This is a genomic window from Streptomyces sp. NPDC127098 (assembly GCF_042722465.1).
In the GTDB taxonomy this organism is placed as follows: Bacteria; Actinomycetota; Actinomycetes; order Streptomycetales; family Streptomycetaceae; genus Streptomyces; species Streptomyces millisiae.
In genome coordinates, this window is sequence record NZ_JBHXFJ010000064.1 from 14,972 (window position 1) to 37,082 (window position 22,111).

The 22,111-nt window shown below is 73.7% G+C and carries 17 protein-coding genes; 8 read left to right on the forward strand and 9 right to left on the reverse strand.

The annotated features are described in order from the left end of the window. Positions 1–372 precede the first annotated feature (372 nt). Together serS and ACFWI8_RS29500 are read left to right on the forward strand one after the other, a co-directional pair. Positions 373–1,674 carry a serine--tRNA ligase gene (serS, locus tag ACFWI8_RS29495; protein ID WP_387097748.1) on the forward strand — a complete coding sequence of 434 codons (1,302 nt, stop codon included), beginning with the start codon at positions 373–375 and terminating at the stop codon, positions 1,672–1,674. Beyond that, on the forward strand, positions 1,671–2,525 hold the full coding sequence (locus tag ACFWI8_RS29500) for an HAD family hydrolase (protein ID WP_387097751.1): 855 nt from the start codon (positions 1,671–1,673) through the stop codon (positions 2,523–2,525). Before serS ends, ACFWI8_RS29500 begins: the two co-directional genes overlap by 4 nt. Positions 2,526–2,615: 90 nt before the next feature. On the opposite strand, the gene ACFWI8_RS29505 is transcribed toward ACFWI8_RS29500, so the two are convergent. The 6 genes from ACFWI8_RS29505 to ACFWI8_RS29530 form a co-directional block, all read right to left on the reverse strand. Continuing rightward, entirely contained in the window at positions 2,616–3,164 is a 549-nt protein-coding gene (locus tag ACFWI8_RS29505) for an RNA 2'-phosphotransferase (protein WP_387097754.1), read from the reverse strand. A 71-nt stretch (positions 3,165–3,235) separates the two neighbouring features. Continuing rightward, a complete protein-coding gene (locus tag ACFWI8_RS29510) occupies positions 3,236–3,958 on the reverse strand; it encodes an ABC transporter permease (RefSeq protein WP_387097757.1) in 723 nt (240 codons plus the stop codon). A 14-nt stretch (positions 3,959–3,972) separates the two neighbouring features. Next, positions 3,973–4,890: an ABC transporter ATP-binding protein gene (locus ACFWI8_RS29515; RefSeq protein ID WP_387097760.1), complete on the reverse strand. Its 918-nt coding sequence runs from the start codon at positions 4,888–4,890 to the stop codon at positions 3,973–3,975. A gap of 3 nt (positions 4,891–4,893) precedes the next feature. Then, positions 4,894–5,784, reverse strand: a complete 891-nt coding sequence (locus ACFWI8_RS29520) for an ABC transporter permease subunit (RefSeq protein WP_387097762.1) — start codon at positions 5,782–5,784, stop codon at positions 4,894–4,896. Continuing rightward, positions 5,781–6,737, reverse strand: a complete 957-nt coding sequence (locus ACFWI8_RS29525) for an ABC transporter ATP-binding protein (RefSeq protein ID WP_387097818.1) — start codon at positions 6,735–6,737, stop codon at positions 5,781–5,783. Before ACFWI8_RS29525 ends, ACFWI8_RS29520 begins: the two co-directional genes overlap by 4 nt. Before the next feature lie 110 nt (positions 6,738–6,847). After that, positions 6,848–7,774 (reverse strand): LLM class flavin-dependent oxidoreductase, encoded by a 927-nt coding sequence (locus tag ACFWI8_RS29530; protein ID WP_387097765.1) that lies wholly within the window; start codon positions 7,772–7,774, stop codon positions 6,848–6,850. A gap of 125 nt (positions 7,775–7,899) precedes the next feature. Here ACFWI8_RS29530 and ACFWI8_RS29535 point away from each other — a divergent pair, with 125 nt between their 5' ends. Further along, entirely contained in the window at positions 7,900–8,793 is an 894-nt protein-coding gene (locus ACFWI8_RS29535) for an HAD hydrolase family protein (RefSeq protein ID WP_387097768.1), read from the forward strand. 24 nt (positions 8,794–8,817) lie between these two features. Here the strand turns inward: ACFWI8_RS29535 and ACFWI8_RS29540 are convergent, their stop codons facing one another. From ACFWI8_RS29540 to ACFWI8_RS29550, 3 genes are all read right to left on the reverse strand, one after another. After that, complete coding sequence (locus ACFWI8_RS29540) at positions 8,818–9,897, reverse strand: hypothetical protein (protein WP_387097771.1); 1,080 nt, start codon at positions 9,895–9,897, stop codon at positions 8,818–8,820. 198 nt (positions 9,898–10,095) lie between these two features. Further along, positions 10,096–11,067 (reverse strand): metallophosphoesterase, encoded by a 972-nt coding sequence (locus ACFWI8_RS29545; protein WP_387097774.1) that lies wholly within the window; start codon positions 11,065–11,067, stop codon positions 10,096–10,098. A gap of 126 nt (positions 11,068–11,193) precedes the next feature. Further along, a complete protein-coding gene (locus tag ACFWI8_RS29550; protein ID WP_387097777.1) occupies positions 11,194–12,429 on the reverse strand; it encodes a LacI family DNA-binding transcriptional regulator in 1,236 nt (411 codons plus the stop codon). A 325-nt stretch (positions 12,430–12,754) separates the two neighbouring features. On the opposite strand from ACFWI8_RS29550, the gene hisC reads away from it, so the two are divergent. The 5 genes from hisC (at position 12,755) to ACFWI8_RS29575 (ending at position 22,095) form a co-directional block, all read left to right on the forward strand. Beyond that, positions 12,755–13,873: a histidinol-phosphate transaminase gene (hisC, locus tag ACFWI8_RS29555; protein ID WP_387097779.1), complete on the forward strand. Its 1,119-nt coding sequence runs from the start codon at positions 12,755–12,757 to the stop codon at positions 13,871–13,873. A gap of 159 nt (positions 13,874–14,032) precedes the next feature. Next, positions 14,033–15,541, forward strand: a complete 1,509-nt coding sequence (locus ACFWI8_RS29560) for a cytochrome ubiquinol oxidase subunit I (RefSeq protein ID WP_387097782.1) — start codon at positions 14,033–14,035, stop codon at positions 15,539–15,541. A 12-nt stretch (positions 15,542–15,553) separates the two neighbouring features. Next, the gene (gene cydB / locus ACFWI8_RS29565; protein ID WP_387097785.1) at positions 15,554–16,549 is read left to right on the forward strand and encodes a cytochrome d ubiquinol oxidase subunit II; all 996 of its coding nucleotides are present in this window, start codon (positions 15,554–15,556) and stop codon (positions 16,547–16,549) included. A gap of 13 nt (positions 16,550–16,562) precedes the next feature. Then, the gene (gene cydD, locus ACFWI8_RS29570; RefSeq protein ID WP_387097788.1) at positions 16,563–20,531 is read left to right on the forward strand and encodes a thiol reductant ABC exporter subunit CydD; all 3,969 of its coding nucleotides are present in this window, start codon (positions 16,563–16,565) and stop codon (positions 20,529–20,531) included. A gap of 13 nt (positions 20,532–20,544) precedes the next feature. Then, on the forward strand, positions 20,545–22,095 hold the full coding sequence (locus ACFWI8_RS29575) for a GAF domain-containing protein (RefSeq protein WP_387097791.1): 1,551 nt from the start codon (positions 20,545–20,547) through the stop codon (positions 22,093–22,095). The last annotated feature ends 16 nt before the right edge of the window (positions 22,096–22,111 follow it).

Genomic DNA, 22,111 nt, shown 5'->3' on the forward strand with positions numbered 1-22,111 from the left:
ACGGGCATCAAGTCGTCCACAGCCCGCGGAACCCCTTTCCGTCACCCAAAACGACGGGCATCCCTCCGGCGAGTGAGGCAATTCTCTTCGATTTCCCTCGGAAGAGAGTGTGAGCGGGGTTTGAGTGGGGAATTCTACGGCCCCACGCGGAGCCCTCCGAGAAGCCGTCACGTTATCCACAGGGGTGGACGAAGCCCTGTGGATAACCCGGTGGACAACCCGCTGACCTGTGGATTTCCCCGGCTCCGCTTTTCGGTGGATTCCAGTGAATTCCCGGCGAAACAGGCAAAACGCACATCGGCGTGGGTGGCGGCGCGAGGGGACGCCTTATTCGGATGCGGTGCCGCGGAGCGCCCCCGGTAGCCTGGTGCCGTGATCGACCTACGGCTGCTTCGCGAGGAACCGGACCGAGTGCGCGCCTCCCAGCGCGCCCGTGGAGAGGACGTCGACCTCGTCGACGCCCTGCTCTCCGCCGACGAGCGGCGCAGGTCGTCCAGCTCCCGCTTCGACGAGCTGCGCGCCGAGCAGAAGCAGCTCGGCAAGCGCGTCTCCCGAGCGAACGGGGAGGAGAAGGCGGAGCTCCTCGCCAGCGCCGGCGAACTGGCTGCCGCGGTCAAGGCCGCCGACGCCGAGCGCGACGCGGCAGCGGCCGAGGCCCAGGCGCTGCTGCTGCGGATCGGCAACCTCGTCCACCCCGACGTGCCGGTCGGCGGCGAGGACGACTTCGTGGTGCGCGAGACGCACGGCACCGTCCGAGACTTCACGGCCGAGGGCTTCGAGCCCAGGGACCACCTGGAGCTCGGCCAGGCGCTGGGCGCCATCGACACCGAGCGCGGCGCCAAGGTCTCGGGAGCGCGCTTCTACTACCTGACCGGCGTGGGCGCCCTGCTCGAACTCGCGCTGGTCAACGCCGCGATCGCGCTGGCGACCGAGGCCGGCTTCGTCCCCATGCTGACCCCGGCGCTGGTCAAGCCGCGCGCCATGGAGGGCACCGGCTTCCTCGGCCAGGCCGCGCAGGACGTCTACCACCTCGAGAAGGACGACTACTACCTGGTCGGCACCTCCGAGGTGCCGCTCGCCGCCTACCACATGGACGAGATCCTGGACGCCGGCGAACTGCCGCGGCGCTACGCCGGCTTCTCGCCCTGCTTCCGCCGCGAGGCCGGCTCCTACGGCAAGGACACCAGGGGCATCTTCCGCGTCCACCAGTTCGACAAGGTGGAGATGTTCTCCTACGTCGCGCCGGAGGACGCCGAGGCCGAGCTGGCCAGGCTGCTGGAGTGGGAGAAGCAGTGGCTCACCTCCCTCGAACTGCCCTTCCGGGTGATCGACGTGGCCAGCGGCGACCTGGGCGCGTCCGCCTCCCGGAAGTTCGACTGCGAGGCGTGGATCCCCACCCAGGGCAGGTACCGGGAGCTGACCTCCACCTCCAACTGCACCGAGTTCCAGGCACGCCGGCTGGGCATCAGGACGCGCACCAAGGACGCCGGGGTGCGCCCGCTCGCCACCCTCAACGGCACGCTGTGCGCGGTGCCGCGCACCATCGTCGCGCTGCTGGAGAACCACCAGCGGGCCGACGGCTCGGTGCGGGTGCCCGAGGCGCTGCGGCCCTACCTGGGCGGGCGTGAACTGCTGGAACCGGTCGCCGGGCCGACCGCGGGGGCGGGCCGGTGACGCTGCCGACCACCTTCCCCTACCGGCTGGTCGCCACCGACCTGGACGGCACGCTGCTGCGCGGCGACGAGACGATCTCCCCCAGGACCCGCGCGGCGCTCACCGCCGCGCAGGCCGCCGGGGCCGAGCACATCGTCGTCACCGGCCGCAGCGTCGCCTGGACCCGACACATCCTGGACGACCTCGGCTACCGGGGCCTCGCGGTCTGCGGCCAGGGCGCGCAGCTCTACCACGCGGGCGAGCATCGGCTGCTGACCTCCGTCACCCTGGACCGCGAGCTGGCGCGCGCCGCCGTGGCGCGTCTTGAGAAGGTGCTCGGCCCGCTGCACGTCGCGGCCAACCGGGACGGCCTCGACGGCCAGGTGGTGATGGAGGGCGGCTTCCACGAGACGGTGGGCAGTACCTACGGCACCCGTGGCGACGGCAGCCCGGTGCCGGTGCGGGTGGACGAGCGCGCCGAGCTCTTCGCCGAGCCGGTCATCAAGCTCTACCTGCACCATCCGGAGCTGTCGGACGACGAGCTGGCCGCCGCCGCGCTCGACGAGCTGGGCGACGTGGTGGGCGTCGTCGTCTCGGGGGAGCGGCTGGTGGAGATGCTGCCGCTGGGCCTCACCAAGGCGACCGGCCTCTCGCTCGCCGCGCGCCGGCTCGGGGTCAGGGGCTCGGAGACCATCGCCTTCGGCGACATGCCCAACGACCTCCCGATGTTCGACTGGGCCGCGCACAGCGTCGCCATGGCGGGGGCGCACCCCGACGTCAGGGCCAGGGCCGACGAGGTCACTGCGGGCAACGACGAGGACGGCATCGCACTGGTCCTCGAACCGCTGCTCGCCCAGGGGGCCGACGCCTGACCTCCCCAACGAGCCCGCCACGCCGGTGAGTTATACACAGGCTGTGGATAACTCACCGTGCGGTGAGGCCCGTTGGGCTCGGTCGTGGAATCAGCCGGGGAAGCGGAGGAACGCGGCCGGCACGGCCTCCGTGAGCCACACCCCGTTGTCGCTGCGCCAGAACACATGGCCGGCGGCGTGCATCTCGCCCGCCTCGACCGGGAGCACCACGGGCCGGCCGCGCCTGGCCCCGACCCGGGTGGCGGTCTCCCGGTCCGGCGAGAGGTGCACATGCTGCCTGCGCATGGGGCGCAGGCCCTCCACCCTGATGCCAGGCAGGCTGGCGGCCACCGTGCCGTGGTAGAGCCGGGCGGGCGGCGCCAGCGGGGTGAGGCCCAGGTCCACCTCGATGGTGTGGCCCTGGCTGGCCCTGATGCGCCGGCCGGTGGGGTCGACGGCGAAGCGCCGCTTGTCGTTCCTGGCGACCACCTCGTCGAGCTGGGCCCGGCTGACCCGCATCCCGCGCCGCCCACAGGCGGCGAGCAGCTCGTCGATGTCGGCCCAGCCACCCTCGTCGAGGACAAGGCCGATCCTGCCGGGATCGTGCCGCAGGTGGCGGGCGAGGTACTTCGAGATCTTCTTGATGGTTCGTTCGTCCATTACGGCCAGGATGGCGCGTGGGGCGGCGGCCGGTCTCCCGGTTTTCCGTGGGCGGCCGCCGCCCGGTGGGTTCAGCGCTCGCCGGCGATGGTGAGCGCGGCCAGCCGCCTGGCCGAGTACCAGGTGCCGAGCGCGGTGGCCGCGGCCAGCAGCACCAGCGCGGTGCCCAGTGAGACGTCCGAGGTGATGTCGGCGCCGGGCCCGGCTATCCGCTCGGCGATGGCCGTGGCCCACTGCTGGATGCTCAGCGTCCGCGCGCCGGGCACCACGTTGCCGAACAGCGTCTCCCAGATCAGGGCGTAGACCAGGCCGAAGACCACCGCGTTCCTCGACACGGTGCCGAGTAGCAGGAACACGGCGCTGTACGCGACGGAGGCGACGGCCGCCGCCACCGCGTAGGCGCCGGCGATGGTCTGGCTGTTGCCGTTGAGGATGAAGCCGGCGAGCAGGATCGGCACCGTGGTGAAGGCCAGGGTGACGCCGATGGCGACCAGCAGCTTGGTGGTGATGATGGTGCGCCGGTTCAGCGGCTTGGAGAGCAGGTAGACGATCGAGCCGTCGTCGATCTCCGGGGCGATCGCCCCGGTGCCGGCGATCACGCCGATCAGCGGCACCATCGAGGCGAGTGCGAAGCCGCCGAGGATCTCGGTGGCCGCGCGGTCGTCCGCGCCGTTGAGCAGGCGCACCGCGACGGCGATGACCAGCAGCAGCGCCGGCAGGGCGCTCAGGATCAGCGCGCGGCGGCGGCCGAGCAGGGCCCGGTAGGTGAGCCGGGCGACGGTCGGGTTGTACATCGCGATCGGGCTCCTTACGCGCTGACCAGGTAGGAGAAGACGCTCTCCAGCGACTCGTCCGAGGGCGAGACGGTGAACAGCCGGACGCCGTGCTCGCGGGCGAGCAGCGGGAGCCGGGTGGTGAAGCGGAGGAAGTCGACCGCCTGCACCCGCAGCGCGTTCTCCCCGGGGTCGAACTCGATACCGCTGGTGGACGGGTCGGCTATGAGCGCCGCCGCCAACGCCCGGTCGTCGCTCGACCGGACGAGGTAGCGGTGCGGGCGGTCCGTCATCAGCCGGCGGATCCGCCGGTAGTCGCCCGAGGCCGCGTGCCGGCCGGCCACCACGACCTCGATGTGGGTGGCGAGCTGCTCGACCTCCTCCAGGATGTGCGAGGAGAACAGCACGGTGCGCCCCTCCTCGCCCATCCGCCGGAGCAGCTCCATCAGGTGCATGCGCTGCCGCGGGTCCATGCCGTTGAACGGCTCGTCGAGCAGCAGCACCGACGGCTGGTGCACCAGCGCCGAGGCCATCTTGACGCGCTGCCGCATGCCCTTGCTGTAGGTGGAGACCCGGCGGTCGGCGGCGCCGGTCATCTCGACCGTCTCCAGGGCGGCGCGGGCCGCCGCGCCCGGGTCTGGCAGGCCGTGCAGCTCGGCGTTGGCCAGCACGAACTCGCCGCCGGTGAGGTAGTCGTACATGCCCTCGCGCTCGGGGACCAGACCGATCTGCCGGTAGGCCTCGGGGTTGCGCCAGATGGGCCGGTCGTCGAGCGTGACGGCGCCGGCCGAGGGCGCGAGGAAGCCGCTCATCATGTGGATCAGTGTCGACTTGCCCGCGCCGTTGGGCCCGAGCAGGCCGGTGACGCCGGGGGAGATGTCCATGGTGATGTCGTTGACCGCGACCACGTTGCCGAACCAGCGGGAGGTCTTGGAGATGTGAATGGTGGTCATGGCCTACAGACCGGCCTTCCGGTAGCGGCGGACCAGCAGCACGTAGCTCAGGGCCGCGAGACCGACGGTGACGAGGAGGTACGCGACGCCGGCCGCGGTGGACGGGTCCTGCTCGCCGGGGAAGCCACTGCTGCCACCGAGGAACGTGGACTGCAGGCCGTCGATCAGGGTGCCGGGCGAGAAGAGGCCGAGCCAGCCGACGGCCTCGGACTCGCCCTGCTCGCTCGCGATCGCCTGGACCGCCGTGACGGCGACGAAGGGGATGGTCAGCACCGCGATGATGGCCGCCACGCCGAAGCCGCGCCGCGGGGTGCGGGCGGCCACCACGAGGGCGAGGCCGGCGTGCGTGACGGCCAGCACGGCGGTGGTCACCAGGCCCAGCAGGTAGCCCTCGGTCTGGTCGGCGAAGCCGAGCTCGGCGAGCAGGCCGCCGGCGTAGGCGATGGTGAGCGGGACCGCGACGAAGAGGAAGAGGGCCGCGGAGAGCGCCGCGAACTTGGCCCGCACGTAGTCGGTGGGGGTCATGGGGCGCGAGAAGTAGAGCGGGATGGTGCGGAACCGCAGGTCGAGGGAGACCATCTGGGGCGCGGCGAGCGCGATGTAGAGGCCGAGGATCGGCTGCAGGGCGAGGCCGTACCCCTGGTACTCGATGGGCATCTCGTCGAGCCCGGAGAGCGTCGCGACGGCCACCATCACCACGGCGGGCATGCACATCACGGCGAACAGGCTGAACGGCAGCACCTTGGAGCGGGCCGAGCGGCCGAGGCCGAAGGCGCCGCGCAGCGAGTGCGAGAAGAGCGCGAGCCGCGCGTGGCCCGGGCCGAGCCGCTCGCCCTCGTACCGGCGGTAGCCGATGTTGTGGATCCGCGCGTCCTGCGCGGCGGACGGGGTCACGGCTGTGCCTCCTGGAAGAGCTCGGCGATGCGGTGGCGGCGCTGCTCCATGCGCACCAGGCCGAGGCCGAGCTCGGCCACGGCGTCCCGCACGGTGTCGTAGACGTCCTCGTCGGCGGCCTCCACCAGCAGCAGGTGGCCGGGGGCCGGGGCGGCGTCGAGGCCGCGGGCGGTCAGCGCGGCGCGCAGCGCGGCCGCGCCGTCCGGGTGGGTGTCGGAGTCGGTGACCTCGACGGCCAGCGAGGCGGTGGCCTCGGTGAAGCTGGCCGTGGTCTGGGAGCGCAGCAGCCGGCCGCCGTCGATGACGACGATGTGGTCGCTGGTGCGCTCGAGCTCGCCGAGCAGGTGGGAGGTGACGAGGACCGAGATGCCGAAGTCGCTGTGGATGCGGCGGATCAGGCCCAGCATCTCGTCCCGGCCGGCGGGGTCGAGCCCGTTGGTCGGCTCGTCGAGCAGGACGAGCCGGGGGTCGTGCACCAGCGCCTGGGCGAGCTTGACGCGCTGCTTCATGCCCGTCGAGTAGCCGCCCATGGGTCGGTACCGCTCCTCGTAGAGCCCGACGTGGCGGAGCGTGTCCGCGGTGCGCTCGCGGGCCGCCGTGCGCGGCAGCCCGGACATCCGGCCCATGTGCACCACGAACTCGGTGGCCGACACGTCGGGCGGGAGGCAGTCGTGCTCCGGCATGTAGCCGACCTGCTCGCGGATGGCCCCGCCCTCCGACTCGGCGTCGTGGCCCAGCACCCGGGCGGAGCCCTCGGTGGCCGGGGCGAGGCCGAGCAGGATCTTGATCAGGGTCGACTTGCCCGCGCCGTTGGCCCCGACGAGGCCGGTGACCCCCGGGCCGATGTCCACCGAGAGGCCGTCGAGGGCGGTGACCTTGGGGTACCGCTTGGTCAGGCCCCTGGTGCTGATGACGCTCGCCCCGGCCCCGCTCACCGGGCCGGCGGTCCCCATACTCGTAGTCACGCTCACGGGTAAGAAACTAGTGGGCGTCGCCGGGTGCGCGCGTCACCCTTTGGTAGCTCTTTCCCCCTACCTTGTGCATAGGCCGACCGGGTGAGCCCCTAGGGGACGCTGACCTGGGTGACGATCCGCTCGAAGACGGCCTGGTCGGTGGCGAAGACCGAGTCCGGCACGGGCCAGTGCAGCACGACCTCGGTGAAGCCGAGCCGGGCGCAGGTGCCCGCGTACTCCGCGAACGCGTCGACCGAGGCGAGCGGCGAGACGCCGTGCGGCGCGAAGGCGCTGGTGTCGAGCAGCACCCGGCCGAGCGTCGACGGCTCACGCCCGACCTCCTCGCAGACGCTCTCCAGGCGCTCGACCTGGCGCGCCAGCGACCGGTAGAAGCCGGCCGCCGTGGAGCCGACCGAGGCCGGGTCGCCGGTGGTCACCCACGCCTGGCCGTGCCGGGCGGCGAGCCGCATGCCGCGGGGTCCGGTGGCGGCCACCGCGAAGGGCAGCCGGGGGCGCTGGACGCAGCCCGGCACGTTGCGGACCTCGTGGGCGGCGTAGAAGTCGCCCTGGTACGAGACGCCGCCGCTGCCGCCCTCGCTGAGCAGCAGGTCGAGCAGGCCGACGAACTCCCCGAACCGGTCGGCGCGCTCCCGCGGCGCCCACGCCTCGTTGCCGAGGGCGGTGGCGTCGAAGCCGGTGCCGCCCGCGCCGATGCCCAGCGTCACCCGGCCGTCCGAGACGTCGTCCAGCGTGATCAGCTCCTTGGCCAGGGTGACCGGGTGCCGGAAGTTGGGCGAGGTGACCAGGGTGCCGAGGCGGAGCCGCTCGGTGGCGGCCGCGGCGGCGGTGAGCGTGGGTATGGCGCCGAACCAGGTGCGGTCGCGGAAGCTGCGCCAGGAGAGGTGATCATAGGTGTACGCGGTGTGGAACCCGAGTTCCTCGGCGCGCTGCCAGGTCCGCCGGCCCTCGGTCGACCAGCGGTACACGGGCAGGATCACGGTGGACAGTCGCAGGGGAAGCGCCGACGAGACAGCCATGAGCAGCAAGCGTAGGCCCTTTCACGCCAGCCTTGCGCCGCTTCCCGACAGGTTCCGGGCGCGGCCGGAGCGTCTCACATCCGAGTGAGCCGTCGCACGAATGTGCCTGCATATGCTGATGGACTGTGCCCACACCCTCCCCCGCGCCCTCGCCCGCCCTCCGCCACGCCCAGGGCCCCGCGCCCACGATCCCCCGGATACCGGCGGGACTCCGCCCCCGGCTGATCGCCACCGACCTCGACGGCACGCTGCTGCGCGAGGACAAGACCGTCTCGCCCCGCACCGTCGCCGCGTTGGCCGCCGCCGAGGCCGCCGGCATCCACGTCCTCTTCGTCACCGGCCGGCCCGCCCGCTGGATGGGCCCCGTCCGCGACCACGTGCCGGCGCACGGCCTGGCCATCTGCGGCAACGGCGCGGCCGTCGTCGACCTGCGCCGCGGCGGCGAACTCGTCGCGACGCGCCCGCTGCCGCTCGACAACGCCCTCGCCATCGTGCGGGCCCTGCGCGCCACCACGCCCGGGGTGGCGTTCGCCGTGGAGCGCGCCGGCGGCTTCCACCACGAGCCCGGCTACGCGCCGATGGTCACCGACCCCGCGTCCCGGGTGGCGCCCGCCGAGTCGCTGCTCGCCGACGACCCGGCGTTCGGCGGCCAACCGGTGCTGAAGCTGCTCGCCCACCACGGCGACCTCGACCCGGACGAGTTCCTGGCGCTCGGCCGCGCGGTGGCCGGCGAACACGGCGAGTTCACTCGCTCCAACCCGAACGCGCTGTTGGAGATCAGCGGCCCAGGCGTCAGCAAGGCCAGCACGCTCGCGGGCCGCTGCCGCGAGCTGGGCGTCGACCCGACCGAGGTGGTGGCCTTCGGTGACATGCCCAACGACCTGGCCATGCTCGGCTGGGCGGGCACCGCGTACGCCATGGCCAACGCCCACCCGGCGGTGCTGGCCGCGACGCCGCACCACACGCTCTCCAACGACCAGGACGGCGTGGCCCGGGTGATCGAGGGCTTCCTGTCCTGAGGCCGCCGCCGCGGGGGCCGGACCCTAGTCGGGGTCCCTGGGCCCACCGCGGTCGGGACGGGTGCGACCGGGCCGGGCGGAGGGATCCTCGTCCCGCCCGGCCGGCCCGGAGAAGCCAGGACCCGCGAAGCCAGGACCCTCGAAACCGGAGCCCGAGAACTCGGGGCCGGAGAACTGGGGACTGGAGAAGTCCGGGCTGTCATAGCGCCGTTCGCGGGACTCGTCGTCCTCGCCCGCGGCCGGGCTCGTGAAGTCGGGGCTGCCGAAGTCCGGGCCGGAGAACTCCGGGCTCGCGAACCGCGGATCGGTGAGCTCGTCCTCGCCCTCCGCCGGGCTGGTGAACGCCGGGCTGCCGAACTCGGGCCCGGAGAACCGCGGGTGGCCGTAGCGCGGCCGCGGCCGCGGCGCGGCGCCGGTCGAGCTGGAGAAGTCGGGGCTCGAGAAGCGCGGGCTGGAGAACCGCAGGCGCGGCGTGCGCCCCTGCGGGTGGTGCTGACCGGCGGCAGCGCGCACGAACGGCACCACGCCCCCGTCGTGCAACGCGCGCCGCCACTCCTCGCGCGCCCGCGCCAGCTCCTCGGCCGGCGCCGAGGCCCGGATCGCGGTGGACGCGCCGTTCCGCGCCGCGGCGACCACGAGGCCGCCGAGCGCCACCAGCAGCCCGAACCCCGCCACCGTCGCGAACACCCAGCCCACCGCGCGCATCCGCTCGGCGATGCCCGGCTCGGGCTCCGCGAGCCGCAGCGCGTAGCCGAGCAGCAGGAAGACCACGGCGGCGATCGCGGACAGCACCGGCACCAGCGTGGTGACGACGGCCACCAGACCGACCCCGGCGGAACGTTCCTCCCCGCCGGGGGACGACGGTCTCGGACCCGGGCCGCCCCCGCCGGGCACTCCCGACGACCGGCGCAGCGCGACCAGTCGGCGGTGCTCCTCCTCGGCGGCCGAGGCGATCTCCGGCAGCGCGTCCATCGCGAGCGACCGCACCCGGTCGACCTCGAAACGGTCACCGCCGGCCGCCAGACGGGCAGTCCGCAGCGCCTCGTCGAGGATCCGCTCGAAATCGGCCTGATCCTCCGGTGACAATCCGTCAGCGCTGTTCATATGCGTCCCCAGGGCCTCATGGGCAGCAAGCTGGTGAGCGGACCCCGATGGTAGAGCGCATCCGGCCTCTGTGACAGGGAATTCCGGAATTCGCCAAGACAATCGCGCCGCCCACCCCGACAGCTCTCCTCTGCCCGGCCACGCGGCCGAACACGCGGGACAACGCTCGGTGAAGCCGGGGGAAACAGTCCCCGCCGGTTACTCGGGCAACGGCAGCCTTGCGACCAGCAGCTTTCCGGCCATGGTCACTCCGCCGTCCATGGCGATGGCGAGCGAATCGGCGTACACGTGCGGACCGCGCACGCCCGGCGTGCTTTCCTCACCCTCCGCGCCCTCCGACTCGGCGTCCGCGCCCCCGAGTCCCTCGCCCGTCAGGTACGGGATGGGGCTGTGGCCGTGCACCACCCGCTTGCCGCCATAGGTGTCGAGCAACTCCCGCACCGCCTGCGGCCCGTCCTCGTCGCGAAAGGCGAACCGCTTGGTGAACTTGCGGAACAGCTCCCAGGTCTCCTCCACGCTGTTGCGCTGGAGCGCCTGCCAGATCGCGTCGTTGACGTCGTCGACGGTGCCGCCGTAGTCGAGATAGGCCGTGGTGTCCGAGTGGAGCAGCAGGTGACCGTCGGCCAGGGCCATCGAGTCGAGCCTGGACATCCACTGGACGTGGTGGTCCTGCAGCCGCTCCATGTCGGTGCGCTGACCGCCGTTCAGCAGCCAGGCGGCCTGGAACGAGGCGGTGCCGGCAGCCGACTCGACGGGGGTGTCGCCGAACCGGCTGGCACCGATCAGCAGCAGCTCGTGGTTGCCGAGCAGGGCCTTGCAGTAGCCGCCTGCCGCCGCGGCCTCGGCGGAGAGCCGCATCACCAGGTCGAGCACGCCCACGCCGTCGGGGCCGCGGTCGGTGAAGTCGCCGAGGAACCACAGCCGGGCGTTGCCCGCGGCCCAGTTGTCCGAGGCGTCCGTCAGGCCGGCCTCGCGCAACGCGGCGCGCAACTCGTCGAGGTAGCCGTGGACGTCACCGACCACGTAGAGCGGACCCGCCCCCTCGATCACGGGGAGGTCCGGCTCCGTGGGCGTGTAGAGATCATCCTCCGGACCACCCACGCGACCCGGGTCCGCGGGCTGGTCCACGCCGTGCCACTCCTCCGGTGCCTGGCCGGCCCCCTGAGTCATCGACCCCTCCACCACTACGCGCCGTCTTCACCGCCTGCAGGGCCTGCCTGGCGGGCCAGGTCCCGGTGCCGTTCGCCCATCATAGGAATCCGGGCCCCCAGTTGTGACACACCTGTCTATCGGAATCTACTGGTCAGCGGCAGGGGGTGTGCGAGGGGCCGTCACCCTGACGGCGCCCACGCGGTCGCCCGGGACCTGGAGCTGACGCCGGGGCGGGCGCGCGGGCGAGGGGGACGCGGTGGCGGACGGCGCCGGCGCGGGCACCCGCCGGGCGGCCGGGCGTTGGGACGAGGTGCGCACGATCAGCTCGGTCGGCATCACACGGTGGACCGCCTCGGGCGCGGGCGCGGCGGCGGGGGCGCGCCCGGCGGCGCTCTCGATGGCGTCGATGAGCAGTTGGATCACGGTGGTGCCGATGCGGCCCGGCTTGAGCGAGAGGGTGGTGACGGGCGGCTCGGTGCTGGCGTAGACGCTCGACTCGCTGCAGCAGATGATCAACAGGTCGTCGGGGACGCCCAGGCCGTAGCGGCGGGCGGCGGCCAGCAGGTCGGTGCCGTTGGGGTCGAAGAGGCCGTAGACCGCGTCCGGCCGGTCGGCGCGGGCCAGCAGCCGGTCGGCGGCGACGGCGCCCGCGCAGGGGTCGTGCGCGGGGTACGCCTCGTAGACCGGGTCCTGGCCGTTGCGCTCGCACCAGTTGAGGTAGGCGGTGGTGGAGAGCCGTGTGTAGGTGTCGGTGCTGGTCCCCGTGAGCAGGCCGATCCGGCGGGCGCCGGCGGCGGCGAGGTGGTCGAGCAGGTCGGTGACGGCGGCCTCGTGGTCGTTGTCCACCCAGGCGGTGACGGGCAGGCTGCCGCCGGGCCGGCCGTCGGAGACCACCGGGATGCCCTGCCTGACCAGCTCGCTGACCACCGGGTCGTGGTCGGAGGGGTCGATGACCACGGTGCCGTCGAGCGCGACGTTGGACCAGACGTCGAAGTCGCGGTGCTGGGAGGCGGCGGGCAGGATGACCAGCGCGTAGCCCCGGGCGAGCGCGGCCGAGGTGGCGGCCCTGACCATCTCGGCGAAGTAGGCGAACTCGGTGAAGGTGAACGGTTCTTCGCCGTAGGTGGTGACCGTGAGCCCGATCAGCCCCGACTTCCCGGTGCGCAGGGTGCGGGCGGCGGCTGACGGCCGGTAGCCGAGGCGGTCGGCCACGGTGCGCACGTGGCGGCGGGTGACCTCGGGGAGTCGACCCTTCCCGTTGAGCGCGTCGGAGACAGTCGTGATCGAGACACCGGCGGCCGCGGCGACCTCTCGGATGCCGGCCCGCCTGCTTGTCCGGCGACCGGATGACCGGCTCACCTGATGCTTCGCTGCTGTCATGGCGACCTGATGTTAGGCCCGGGCCGGGGTGGGTGCCGCTGGTCGCAGCGAGCCGCACGACGGCACGATTCAGCAAGGACGAAAGGGATATGAGCCTTCGTTAGCCAGGCCATCGGGCCGCCCGAGGACGCCTTTACCGGGTGCGAGGGGGCGCGTTCACCGGCGCGAGCGGGAAATTCAACAGGCCCCGCATCACCCTCACGGGGAGGGCGCGCCAGGGCGCTCGCCACGGGCGCGAATCCGACGCCGAGCGCGCCTGGGCCCCCGGGATCCCCCTTTCGAGGGGTCTCCTCAAAAGATCGAGGGGCCTCATAGGGTGGGAAGCGTGACGACCGCATCTTCTCAGGACCCCGCCGCCTCCCGGCCCGCAGGACCGCGGCTGCGCCCGGCGCTGGACGGCATCCCGGCCTATGTGCCGGGCCGCGCGGCGGGACAGGGCTCGGTCTCGTTCAAGCTGTCCTCGAACGAGAACCCGTACCCGCCGCTGCCCGGGGTGCTCGAGACCGCCGTGGCCGCGGCCGGCTCGCTCAACCGCTACCCGGACATGACGTGCTCGGCGCTGCTGGCCGAGCTGGCCGAGCGGTTCGACGTGCCGGTGTCGCACCTGGCCACCGGCACCGGCTCGGTGGGGGTGGCCCAGCAGCTGCTGCAGGCGACGGCGGGCCCGGGCGACGAGGTCGTCTACGCGTGGCGGTCCTTCGAGGCGTACCCGATCATCACCCAGATCTCGGGGGCGACGTCGGTCCGGGTCCCGCTGACGGCGGGCGAGGAGCACGACCTGGACGCGATGGCCGACGCGATCACCGAGCGGACCCGTCTTGTCTTCGTCTGCACGCCCAACAACCCCACGGGCACGGCGCTCTCCCGGGCGGCGCTGACGCGCTTCCTCGACCGGGTGCCGAGCGGCGTGCTGGTGGTGCTCGACGAGGCGTACCGGGAGTTCGTGCGGGACCCGGCCGTGCCGGATGGGATCGAGCTGTACCGGGACCGGCCGAACGTCTGCGTGCTGCGGACCTTCTCCAAGGCGTACGGCCTGGCCGGGCTGCGGGTGGGCTTCGCCGTGGCGCACGAGCCGGTGGCGGCGGCGCTGCGGAAGACGGCCGTGCCGTTCGGGGTGAGCCAGATCGCGCAGGACGCGGCGATCGCCTCGCTGCGGAGCGAGGCGGCGCTGCTGGAGCGGGTGGACGCGCTGGTCGGCGAGCGGGAGCGGGTGACGGCCGAGCTGGCGGCGCAGGGCTGGACGGTGCCGCCTTCGCAGGCGAACTTCGTGTGGCTGCGCCTCGGCGAGGCGACGGCGGAGTTCGCGGCGGCCTGCGAGGGGGTGGGCATCACGGTACGCCCGTTCGCCGGCGAGGGAGCCCGCGTGACGATCGGCGAGCGGGCGGCGAACGACCTGCTGCTGCGCACGACAGCGGCCTTCCACAGCGGGCGCGTGCCGGACTGATTCCGGTTTGGGGACCCCGGCCGCAGGGCGGTCGGGCGCGTGTTCCATAATGGCTTGTGAATGTGAATACGTTCACAAGGTCGGGAGTACTGGTCGCCCGGCCCTGGAGCTCGGCCCGCGCGCGGCAGGCGCCACGCGCATCGCGGAGGAGAAAGAACCGTGGATCTCGCTCTCGCACCGGAGACGCTGGCGCGGTGGCAGTTCGGCATCACCACCGTCTACCACTTCCTCTTCGTCCCCCTCACCATCTCCCTGGCCTCCCTCACCGCCGGGCTGCAGACCGCCTGGGTGCGCACCAGGAACGAGAAGTACCTCAGGGCCACCAAGTTCTGGGGCAAGCTCTTCCTGATCAACATCGCGATGGGCGTGGTCACCGGCATCGTGCAGGAGTTCCAGTTCGGCATGAACTGGTCGGACTACTCCCGCTTCGTCGGAGACGTCTTCGGCGCGCCGCTCGCCTTCGAGGCGCTGATCGCCTTCTTCTTCGAGTCCACCTTCATCGGCCTGTGGATCTTCGGCTGGGACAAGCTGCCGCCCAAGCTGCACCTGGCCACCATATGGACCGTGGCGGTGGGCACCGTGATCTCGGCCTACTTCATCCTGGCCGCCAACTCCTGGATGCAGCACCCCGTCGGCTACCGCATCAACGAGGAGTCGGGCCGGGCCGAGCTCACCGACTTCTGGCACGTGCTGACCCAGAACACCGCCGTGGCCCAGTTCGCGCACACCATCACGGCCGCCTTCCTCACCGGCGGCGCGTTCATGGTCGGCATAGCCGCCTACCACCTGATGCGCCGCCGGCACACCGCCGTGATGCGCACCTCGCTGCGGGTGGGGCTGATCACCATGGTGGTCGCCGGTCTGCTGACCGCCGTCTCGGGCGACCGGCTCGGCAAGATCATGTACGAGCAGCAGCCGATGAAGATGGCCTCGGCCGAGGCCCTGTGGGACACCGAGGCGCCCGCGCCGTTCTCTATCTTCGCCATCGGCGACGTGGACAAGGGCCACAACGTGGTGGCGTTCGAGGTGCCGGGGCTGCTCTCCTTCCTCGCCCACGACAACTTCTCCGACCCGGTGCCCGGCATCAACGACACCAACGAGGCGCTCCAGGAGCAGTACGGGCCCGGCGACTACCGGCCCAACATCCCGCTGGCCTACTGGAGCTTCCGCTGGATGATCGGCTTCGGCATGGCCTCCGCCACGCTCGGCGCGGCCGGACTCTGGCTCACCCGCCGGCGCCTGTGGCTCGACGAGAGCCTCCGCACCGGCGAGGACGAACGGCCGCGGCTCGCGCTCACCAGGAAGCGTGAGCTCCCCCACCTGCTGACCCGCTGGTACTGGCGGCTCGCGCTGCTCACCATGCTCTTCCCGCTGATAGCCAACGCCTGGGGCTGGATCTTCACCGAGACGGGCCGACAACCGTGGGTGGTCTACGGACTGCTGAAGACGGAGGCGGCGGTCTCGCCCGGGGTCTCCCAGGTCGAGGTGCTCATCTCGCTGCTGGTCTTCACCACCCTCTACGCGGTGCTCGCGGTGATCGAGGTGCGGCTGATGGTCAAGTACGCCAAGGCGGGGCCGCCCGAGCTCACCGAGTCCGACCTCAATCCCCCCAGCAGGATCGGCGGGGACGACCCCGCCGCCGACCGCCCCATGGCGTTCTCGTACTGAGGAGTTGGCCCGATGAGTCTTCCCGAACTCTGGTTCGTCATCATCGCCGTGCTGTGGGTCGGCTACTTCTTCCTCGAAGGCTTCGACTTCGGCGTCGGCATCCTCACCGGCACCCTGGCCCGGAACCGCGCCGAGCGGCGGGTGCTGATCAACACCATAGGCCCGGTCTGGGACGGCAACGAGGTCTGGCTGATCTCCGCCGGCGGCGCCACGTTCGCGGCCTTCCCCGAGTGGTACGCCACCCTCTTCTCCGGCTTCTACCTGCCGCTGCTGGCCATCCTCGTCTGCCTGATCGTGCGCGGCGTGGCCTTCGAGTACCGGCACAAGCGGCCCGAGGAGTCCTGGCAGCGCAACTGGGAGCGGGCGATCTTCGTGACGTCCCTGACGGTCGCGTTCCTCTGGGGCGTGGCCTTCGCCAACATCGTGCGCGGGGTGCCGATCGACGCCGACTTCGAGTACGTCGGCGGCCTCCTGGACCTGCTCAGCCCCTACGCGCTGCTGGGCGGCGTGCTGACCGTGGTGCTCTTCACCTTCCACGGCGCCGTGTTCACGGCGCTCAAGACGGTGGGGGACATCAGGACCAGGGCCCGCCGCGCCGCCGGCCTCCTCGGCCTGGCAACCGGCGCGCTGGCCGCCGTCTTCCTGCTGTGGACCCAGGCCGACAGCGGCAACGGCCGCAGCCTGGCGGCGCTGGTGGTCGTGGCCGCGGCGCTGGTCGCCGCGCTGCTGGCCAACGCGGCGGGCCGGGAGGGGTGGGCGTTCGTCTGCTCGGGACTGCTCGTCGTGGCGGCATTCACCGCGCTCTTCCTCGCGCTCTTCCCGAACGTGATGCCCTCCTCGCTCGACGCCGGCTGGAGCCTCACGGTCGAGAACGCCTCGTCGGCCCCCTATACCCTGCGCATCATGACCTGGTGCGCGGTCCTGGCCACCCCGGTGGTGCTGGTCTACCAGGGCTGGACCTACTGGGTGTTCCGCAAGCGCATAGGCACCCAGCACCTCGCCTCCTGAGAGCCACACGACCATGAGACCGATCGATCCCCGCCTGCTGCGCCACGCCCGGGCCACCCGGAGCTTCCTGGCCGCCTCGGTGGCGCTCGGCCTGGCGGGAGCGCTCCTGGTGATCGGGCAGGCGGTGCTGATCGCCGGCATCGTCACCGACGCCTTCGTGGACGGGCTCGACGTCACCGAGCTGCGCACCCCCCTGCTGCTGCTCGCGGCCACGGCGCTCGGACGAGCGCTGGTGAGCTACCTCACCGAGCTCGCCGCGCACCGGGCCAGCGCGGCCGTGAAGTCGGAGCTGCGGACCCGCCTGCTCCAGCACGCGGCGGCGCTCGGCCCCGGCTGGCTCGCGGGCCGCACCACGGGCGAGCTGACGACGCTCGCCACCCGCGGGATCGACGCGCTGGACGGCTACTTCGCCCGCTATCTGCCGCAGCTGGGACTCGCGGTCGTGGTCCCGGTCGCGGTGCTGGCCAGGATCGTGACCGACGACTGGATCTCGGCGGCCACCATCGCCGGCACGCTGCCGCTGATCCCGCTCTTCATGGTGTTGATCGGCTGGGCGACGCAGGCCCACATGGATCGGCAGTGGCGACAGCTGACCCGACTCTCGGGCCACTTCCTCGACGTGGTGGCGGGCCTCGGCACGCTCAAGGTCTTCGGGCGGGCCAAGGCCCAGGCCGAGAACATCCGCGCCATCACCGCCGACTACCGACGCGGCACGCTGCGCTCGCTGCGGATCGCGTTCCTGTCCTCGTTCGCGCTGGAGCTGCTGGCCACCATCTCGGTGGCGCTGGTCGCGGTGAGCATCGGCATGCGGCTGGTGCACGGCGAGCTCGACCTCTACACCGGTCTTGTGGTGCTGATCCTCGCTCCGGAGGCGTATCTGCCGCTGCGCCAGGTGGGCACCCAGTTCCACGCGGCGCAGGAGGGCCTCTCGGCGGCCGAGGAGGTCTTCGCGGTGCTGGAGACCGAGCCGCCGGCGCGTGGCCGCGAGCCGGTGCCGGGGGAGGCGGCGGTCGAGATCGCCGTGGACGGCCTGGCGGTGCGGTACCCGGGTCGGACGGTGGACGCGCTCGCCCCCACCAGCCTGGTGGTCTCCCCCGGCGAGACGGTGGCCCTGACCGGCCCCTCGGGCGGCGGCAAGTCCTCGCTGCTGGCGGCCGTGCTCGGGTTCGTGACGCCGGCGGAGGGGCGGGTCCTGGTCGGCGGCCTGGACCTGACCACGCTCGACCTGGCCGAGTGGCACCGGCGGATCGCGTGGGTGCCACAGCAGCCGCGGCTGTTCGCCGGCACGATCGCGGAGAACGTGCGGCTGGCCCGGCCGGAGGCGGACGACGCGGCGGTGGCGGCGGCGCTGCGGGACGCGGCGGCCGGCGACCTCGACCCGGGCCGGCGGCTCGGCGAGGGCGGGGCCGGCCTCTCGGCCGGCCAGCGGCAGCGGGTCGCGCTGGCCAGGGCCTTCCTCGCCGACCGGCCGATCCTGCTGCTCGACGAGCCGACGGCAGCGCTGGACGGCGAGACGGAGGCGGCGGTCGTCGCCGCGGTGCGGCGCCTGACGGAGGGCCGCACGGCGCTCCTGGTCACCCACCGCGAGGCGCTGCTCGCCGCGGCCGATCGAGTGTTTCACGTGGAACCAAGCGCCTGGCCGGCCGGTTGCCTGCCGGCGGCCGAGCCAGCGCCCGGCGGCGCAGCCGTCGCGGGCGCGGCGGGCAGCGCCGGTGCCGCCGCCCTGGCGGCGACGGCCGCCGACAACCGGCCTGCGGCCGGCGGGGCCGGCGGGGCCGGCGAACTGGCCGAAGGCTTGCGTCAGCCGACGCTCGGCGCGGGGGCGCCGGGTGGCGCCTGCCAGCCGCCCGCGCAGCGGGCGGACGTGGTGCCGGCACGGCGCGCCGGCGAGACACCGCGTGTGTCGAGTGACGTCGGTCCGCTCGACGCCACGCCCCATGACCTCGCCGCCGGCCAGGCTGGCGACGATGGTGCCGCTCCGCTGCCCGCGCAGCGGGCGGACGCAGGCGGCACGACCGACCGGGCCGGCCATGGCTCGCGCGAGGGCGCCGAAGACGCCGACGCGGTGCCGGCGCGGCGCGCCGGCCAGACGCCGCTCGCCGACACAATCGATGGCCCCCCGGCCGGCGGGCCCGGCGCCGGCGGCGCCGCTTCGCTGCCCGCGCAGCGGGCGGACGCGCCGTCAGGCGAGGGCGCTGACGCGGCGCCCCCGGCGCCCGTGTTGGCCTGGGTGCGGGCCACCGCGAAACCGCAGGGGGGTCGGCTGGCGCTGGCCATGTTTCTCGGGGCGCTCGCGTTGGGGAGTGCCGTCGGGTTGATGGCCACGTCCGGCTGGCTGATCTCGCGGGCCTGGGAGCAGCCGCCGGTGCTCTATCTGATGGTCGCCGTCACCGCCACCCGCGCCTTCGGCATCGGGCGGGCGGTCTTCCGGTACGCCGAGCGGCTGCTCAGCCACGACGCGGTGCTGCGGATCCTCGCCGAGCTGCGGGTGACCGTCTACCGGCGTCTCGAACGGCTCGCGCCCGCCGGGCTCGGTCCGGCCAGGCGCGGCGACCTGCTCTCCCGGCTGGTCGCCGACGTCGACGCGCTCCAGGACTACTTCCTGCGCTGGCTGCTGCCGGTCGCCGCCGCCGTCACCGTCGGCCTCGGCGCCGTCGCGTTCACCGCCTGGCTGTCGCCCGCGGCCGGCGTCGCCCTGGCCGTCGGGCTGCTGGCCGCCGGGCTCGGCGTCACCGCCCTGGCCGCCGCCCTCGCGCGGCGCGCCGAGCGGCGGCTGGCGCCGGCCAGGGGCGAGCTCGCCACCCAGACCGTCGACCTGCTCACCGGCGCCGCCGAGCTGACCGTGGCCGGCGCGCTGCCCGCCCGCCAGGCGGCGCTGCGCGCGGCCGACCGCGAACTCACCGCTCTCGCGGCCCGTTCCGCCGCCGTCACCGCGTTGGGCGCCGGGCTCACCACCCTGTTCACGGGCCTGACCGTCACTGCGGCCGCCGCGCTGGCCGTGCCCACCGTGGCGGACGGCGTCTGGCTGGCCTCCGCCGTCCTGGTTCCGCTGGCCGCCTTCGAGGCCGTCGCCGGTCTGCCGGGCGCCGCCCAGCAGCGGCAGCGGGCGCGCCGGGCCGCCGAGCGGATCCGTGAGATCACCGAGGCGCAGGACCCGGTGCGGGAGCCGGCCGAGCCAGCGCCCGCGCCGGAGGGCCCCTTCCCGCTGCGGCTGCGTGGGCTGACCGCCCGCCACCCGGGCGCGGCCGAGCCCGCGCTGCGCGACGTCGACCTGGAGCTGACCCCCGGGCGCCGGATCGCCGTCGTCGGCCCCTCGGGTGCCGGCAAGACGACCCTCGCCCACTGCCTGCTGCGCCTCCTCGACCCGACCGCCGGCGCCTACACCCTCGGCCGGGACGACGCCACGACGCTGGCCGGCGACGACGTCCGCCGCCTGGTCGGCCTGTGCGCCCAGGACGCGCACATCTTCGACAGCACCCTGCGGGAGAACCTGCGTCTCGCCCGCCCCGACGCGGACGACCGCGTGCTGCGCGACGCGCTCGCCGCCGCCCGGCTGCTCGACTGGGTCGACGCCGAGCTGCCGGACGGCCTCGACACCCTGGTGGGGGAGTTCGGCGCCCGGCTCTCCGGCGGCCAGCGGCAGCGCCTCGCGTTGGCCAGGGCGCTGCTCGCCGACTTCCCGGTGCTGGTGCTCGACGAGCCGGCCGAGCACCTCGACCTGCCCACCGCCGACGCGCTCACCACCGACCTGCTCACCGCCACCGAGGGCCGCACCACCGTCCTCATCACGCACCGGCTCGCCGGCCTCGACGGCGTGGACGAGGTGCTCGTGCTGGACGGCGGCCGGGTGGTGCAGCGCGGTCCGCACGCCGAGCTGGCGTCGGTCGACGGCCCGTTCCGGCGGATGCTGGAGCGGGAGGCCGCCACCCGGCCGGGCCCGGCGGGCGCCCTGGACACGAGTTTCGCCCTGGTTCGGGAGTAACTATCCTCGGCTCATGCGGGAGCTGCCCCGCCTGCTGCGGGCCGTGGAGGCCATCGGCGGCGACATCGCGCCCCAGGCCGTGCCGGACCGGATCGTGCGGGCCGCGGCCGAGCTGGCGGACGCCCGCTACGCCGCCCTGGCCGTCCTCGACGAGGTGGGCGGCGCCGTCGGCCGCCTGGTCACGCACGGCGCGACCGCGCCAGACGACCCGGCCGGCCGCACCGAACCCCTGGTCGACGCCCTGCTGAACGGCGGCCCGGCCCCGCCGCTCTCCGTCCCGGTGCCGGTCCACGGCGCCACCTACGGCCTGCTCCAGGTGGCCGGCAAGCGCGGCGCCACCGCCGACGGCTTCACCGCCGAGGACCGGCAGCTGCTGCGGGTGCTGGCCACCGAGGCGGGCGCGGCCCTCGGCAACGCCCGCCTCCACGAGGCCGTCCGGCAGCAGGCCCGCTGGATGGACGGCAGCCTGGAGCTCACCGCCTCGCTGCTCTCCGCCGACGAGGACAACGCGCTGGCCGTCGTCGCCGAGCAGGCCCTGCGGCTGGCCGGCGCCGCCACCGGCGTCGTCCTCGTGCCGGCGGCCGACGACTCACGCGACATCGAGGCGGTGGCCGCGAGCGGCGAGGCCGCGGGCGGCGTGATCGGCACCACCGTCCCCGCCGACGCGCCGGCGCTGCGGCGGGCGCTGGGCGGCGAGCCCGTCGTCCTGGAGGAGCCAGCGCCCGCGGAGCTCCCGCTGATCGCCGCCCTCGCCGACCGGCAGGGCCCCACCATGTTGCTGCCGCTGGCCAGCGACGGCACCACGCTGGGCGCGCTGGTCATCTCCCGCGCCCCGGGGGCCCCCGCCTACTCGGTGCCGGAACGCGCCCTGGCCACCCAGTTCGCCCAGCAGGCCGCGCTCGCCCTGCTGCTGGCGCGGGCGCGCCGGGACCGCGAGCAGCTGGCCGTTCTGGAGGACCGCGACCGGATCGCGCGCGACCTGCACGACCTCGTCATCCAGCGGCTGTTCGCGGTCGGCATGGGGCTCGAGGGCGCCCGGCGGGCCGGTGACCGTGAGGAGGTCGCCCGGCGCATCGACCGCGCCACCGACGAACTCGACGCCACCGTCCAGGAGATCCGCACCACGATCTTCGCCCTCCAGCAGCCGCCCGAGGAGGCGCCGGCGGCCCTGCGCACCCGCGTGCTGCGCGAGACCGGCACGGCCGCCGCCATCCTCGGCTTCCCGCCGTCCGTGACGTTCACCGGGCCCGTCGACGCGCTCGTCGGCGAGGAGACGGCGCGCCACCTGATCGCGGCGCTGCGCGAGGCCCTGTCCAACGCCGCCAGGCACGCGGACGCCGGCCGCGTCGACGTGGTGGTCGACGTCACGGCCCGGCTGCCTGACGGGCGGGACGCGGTGCGGCTGACCGTCGCCGACGACGGCCGGGGGCTGCCGGCCGGGCGGCGGCGCAGCAGCGGGCTGCGCAACCTCACGCGGCGCGCCGAGTCCCTCGGCGGTTCGGTCACCCTCGGCCCGGGCCCCGACGGTGCGGGCACCGCGGTGACGTGGCAGGCCCCACGGTGAGGCGCGAGGCGATACG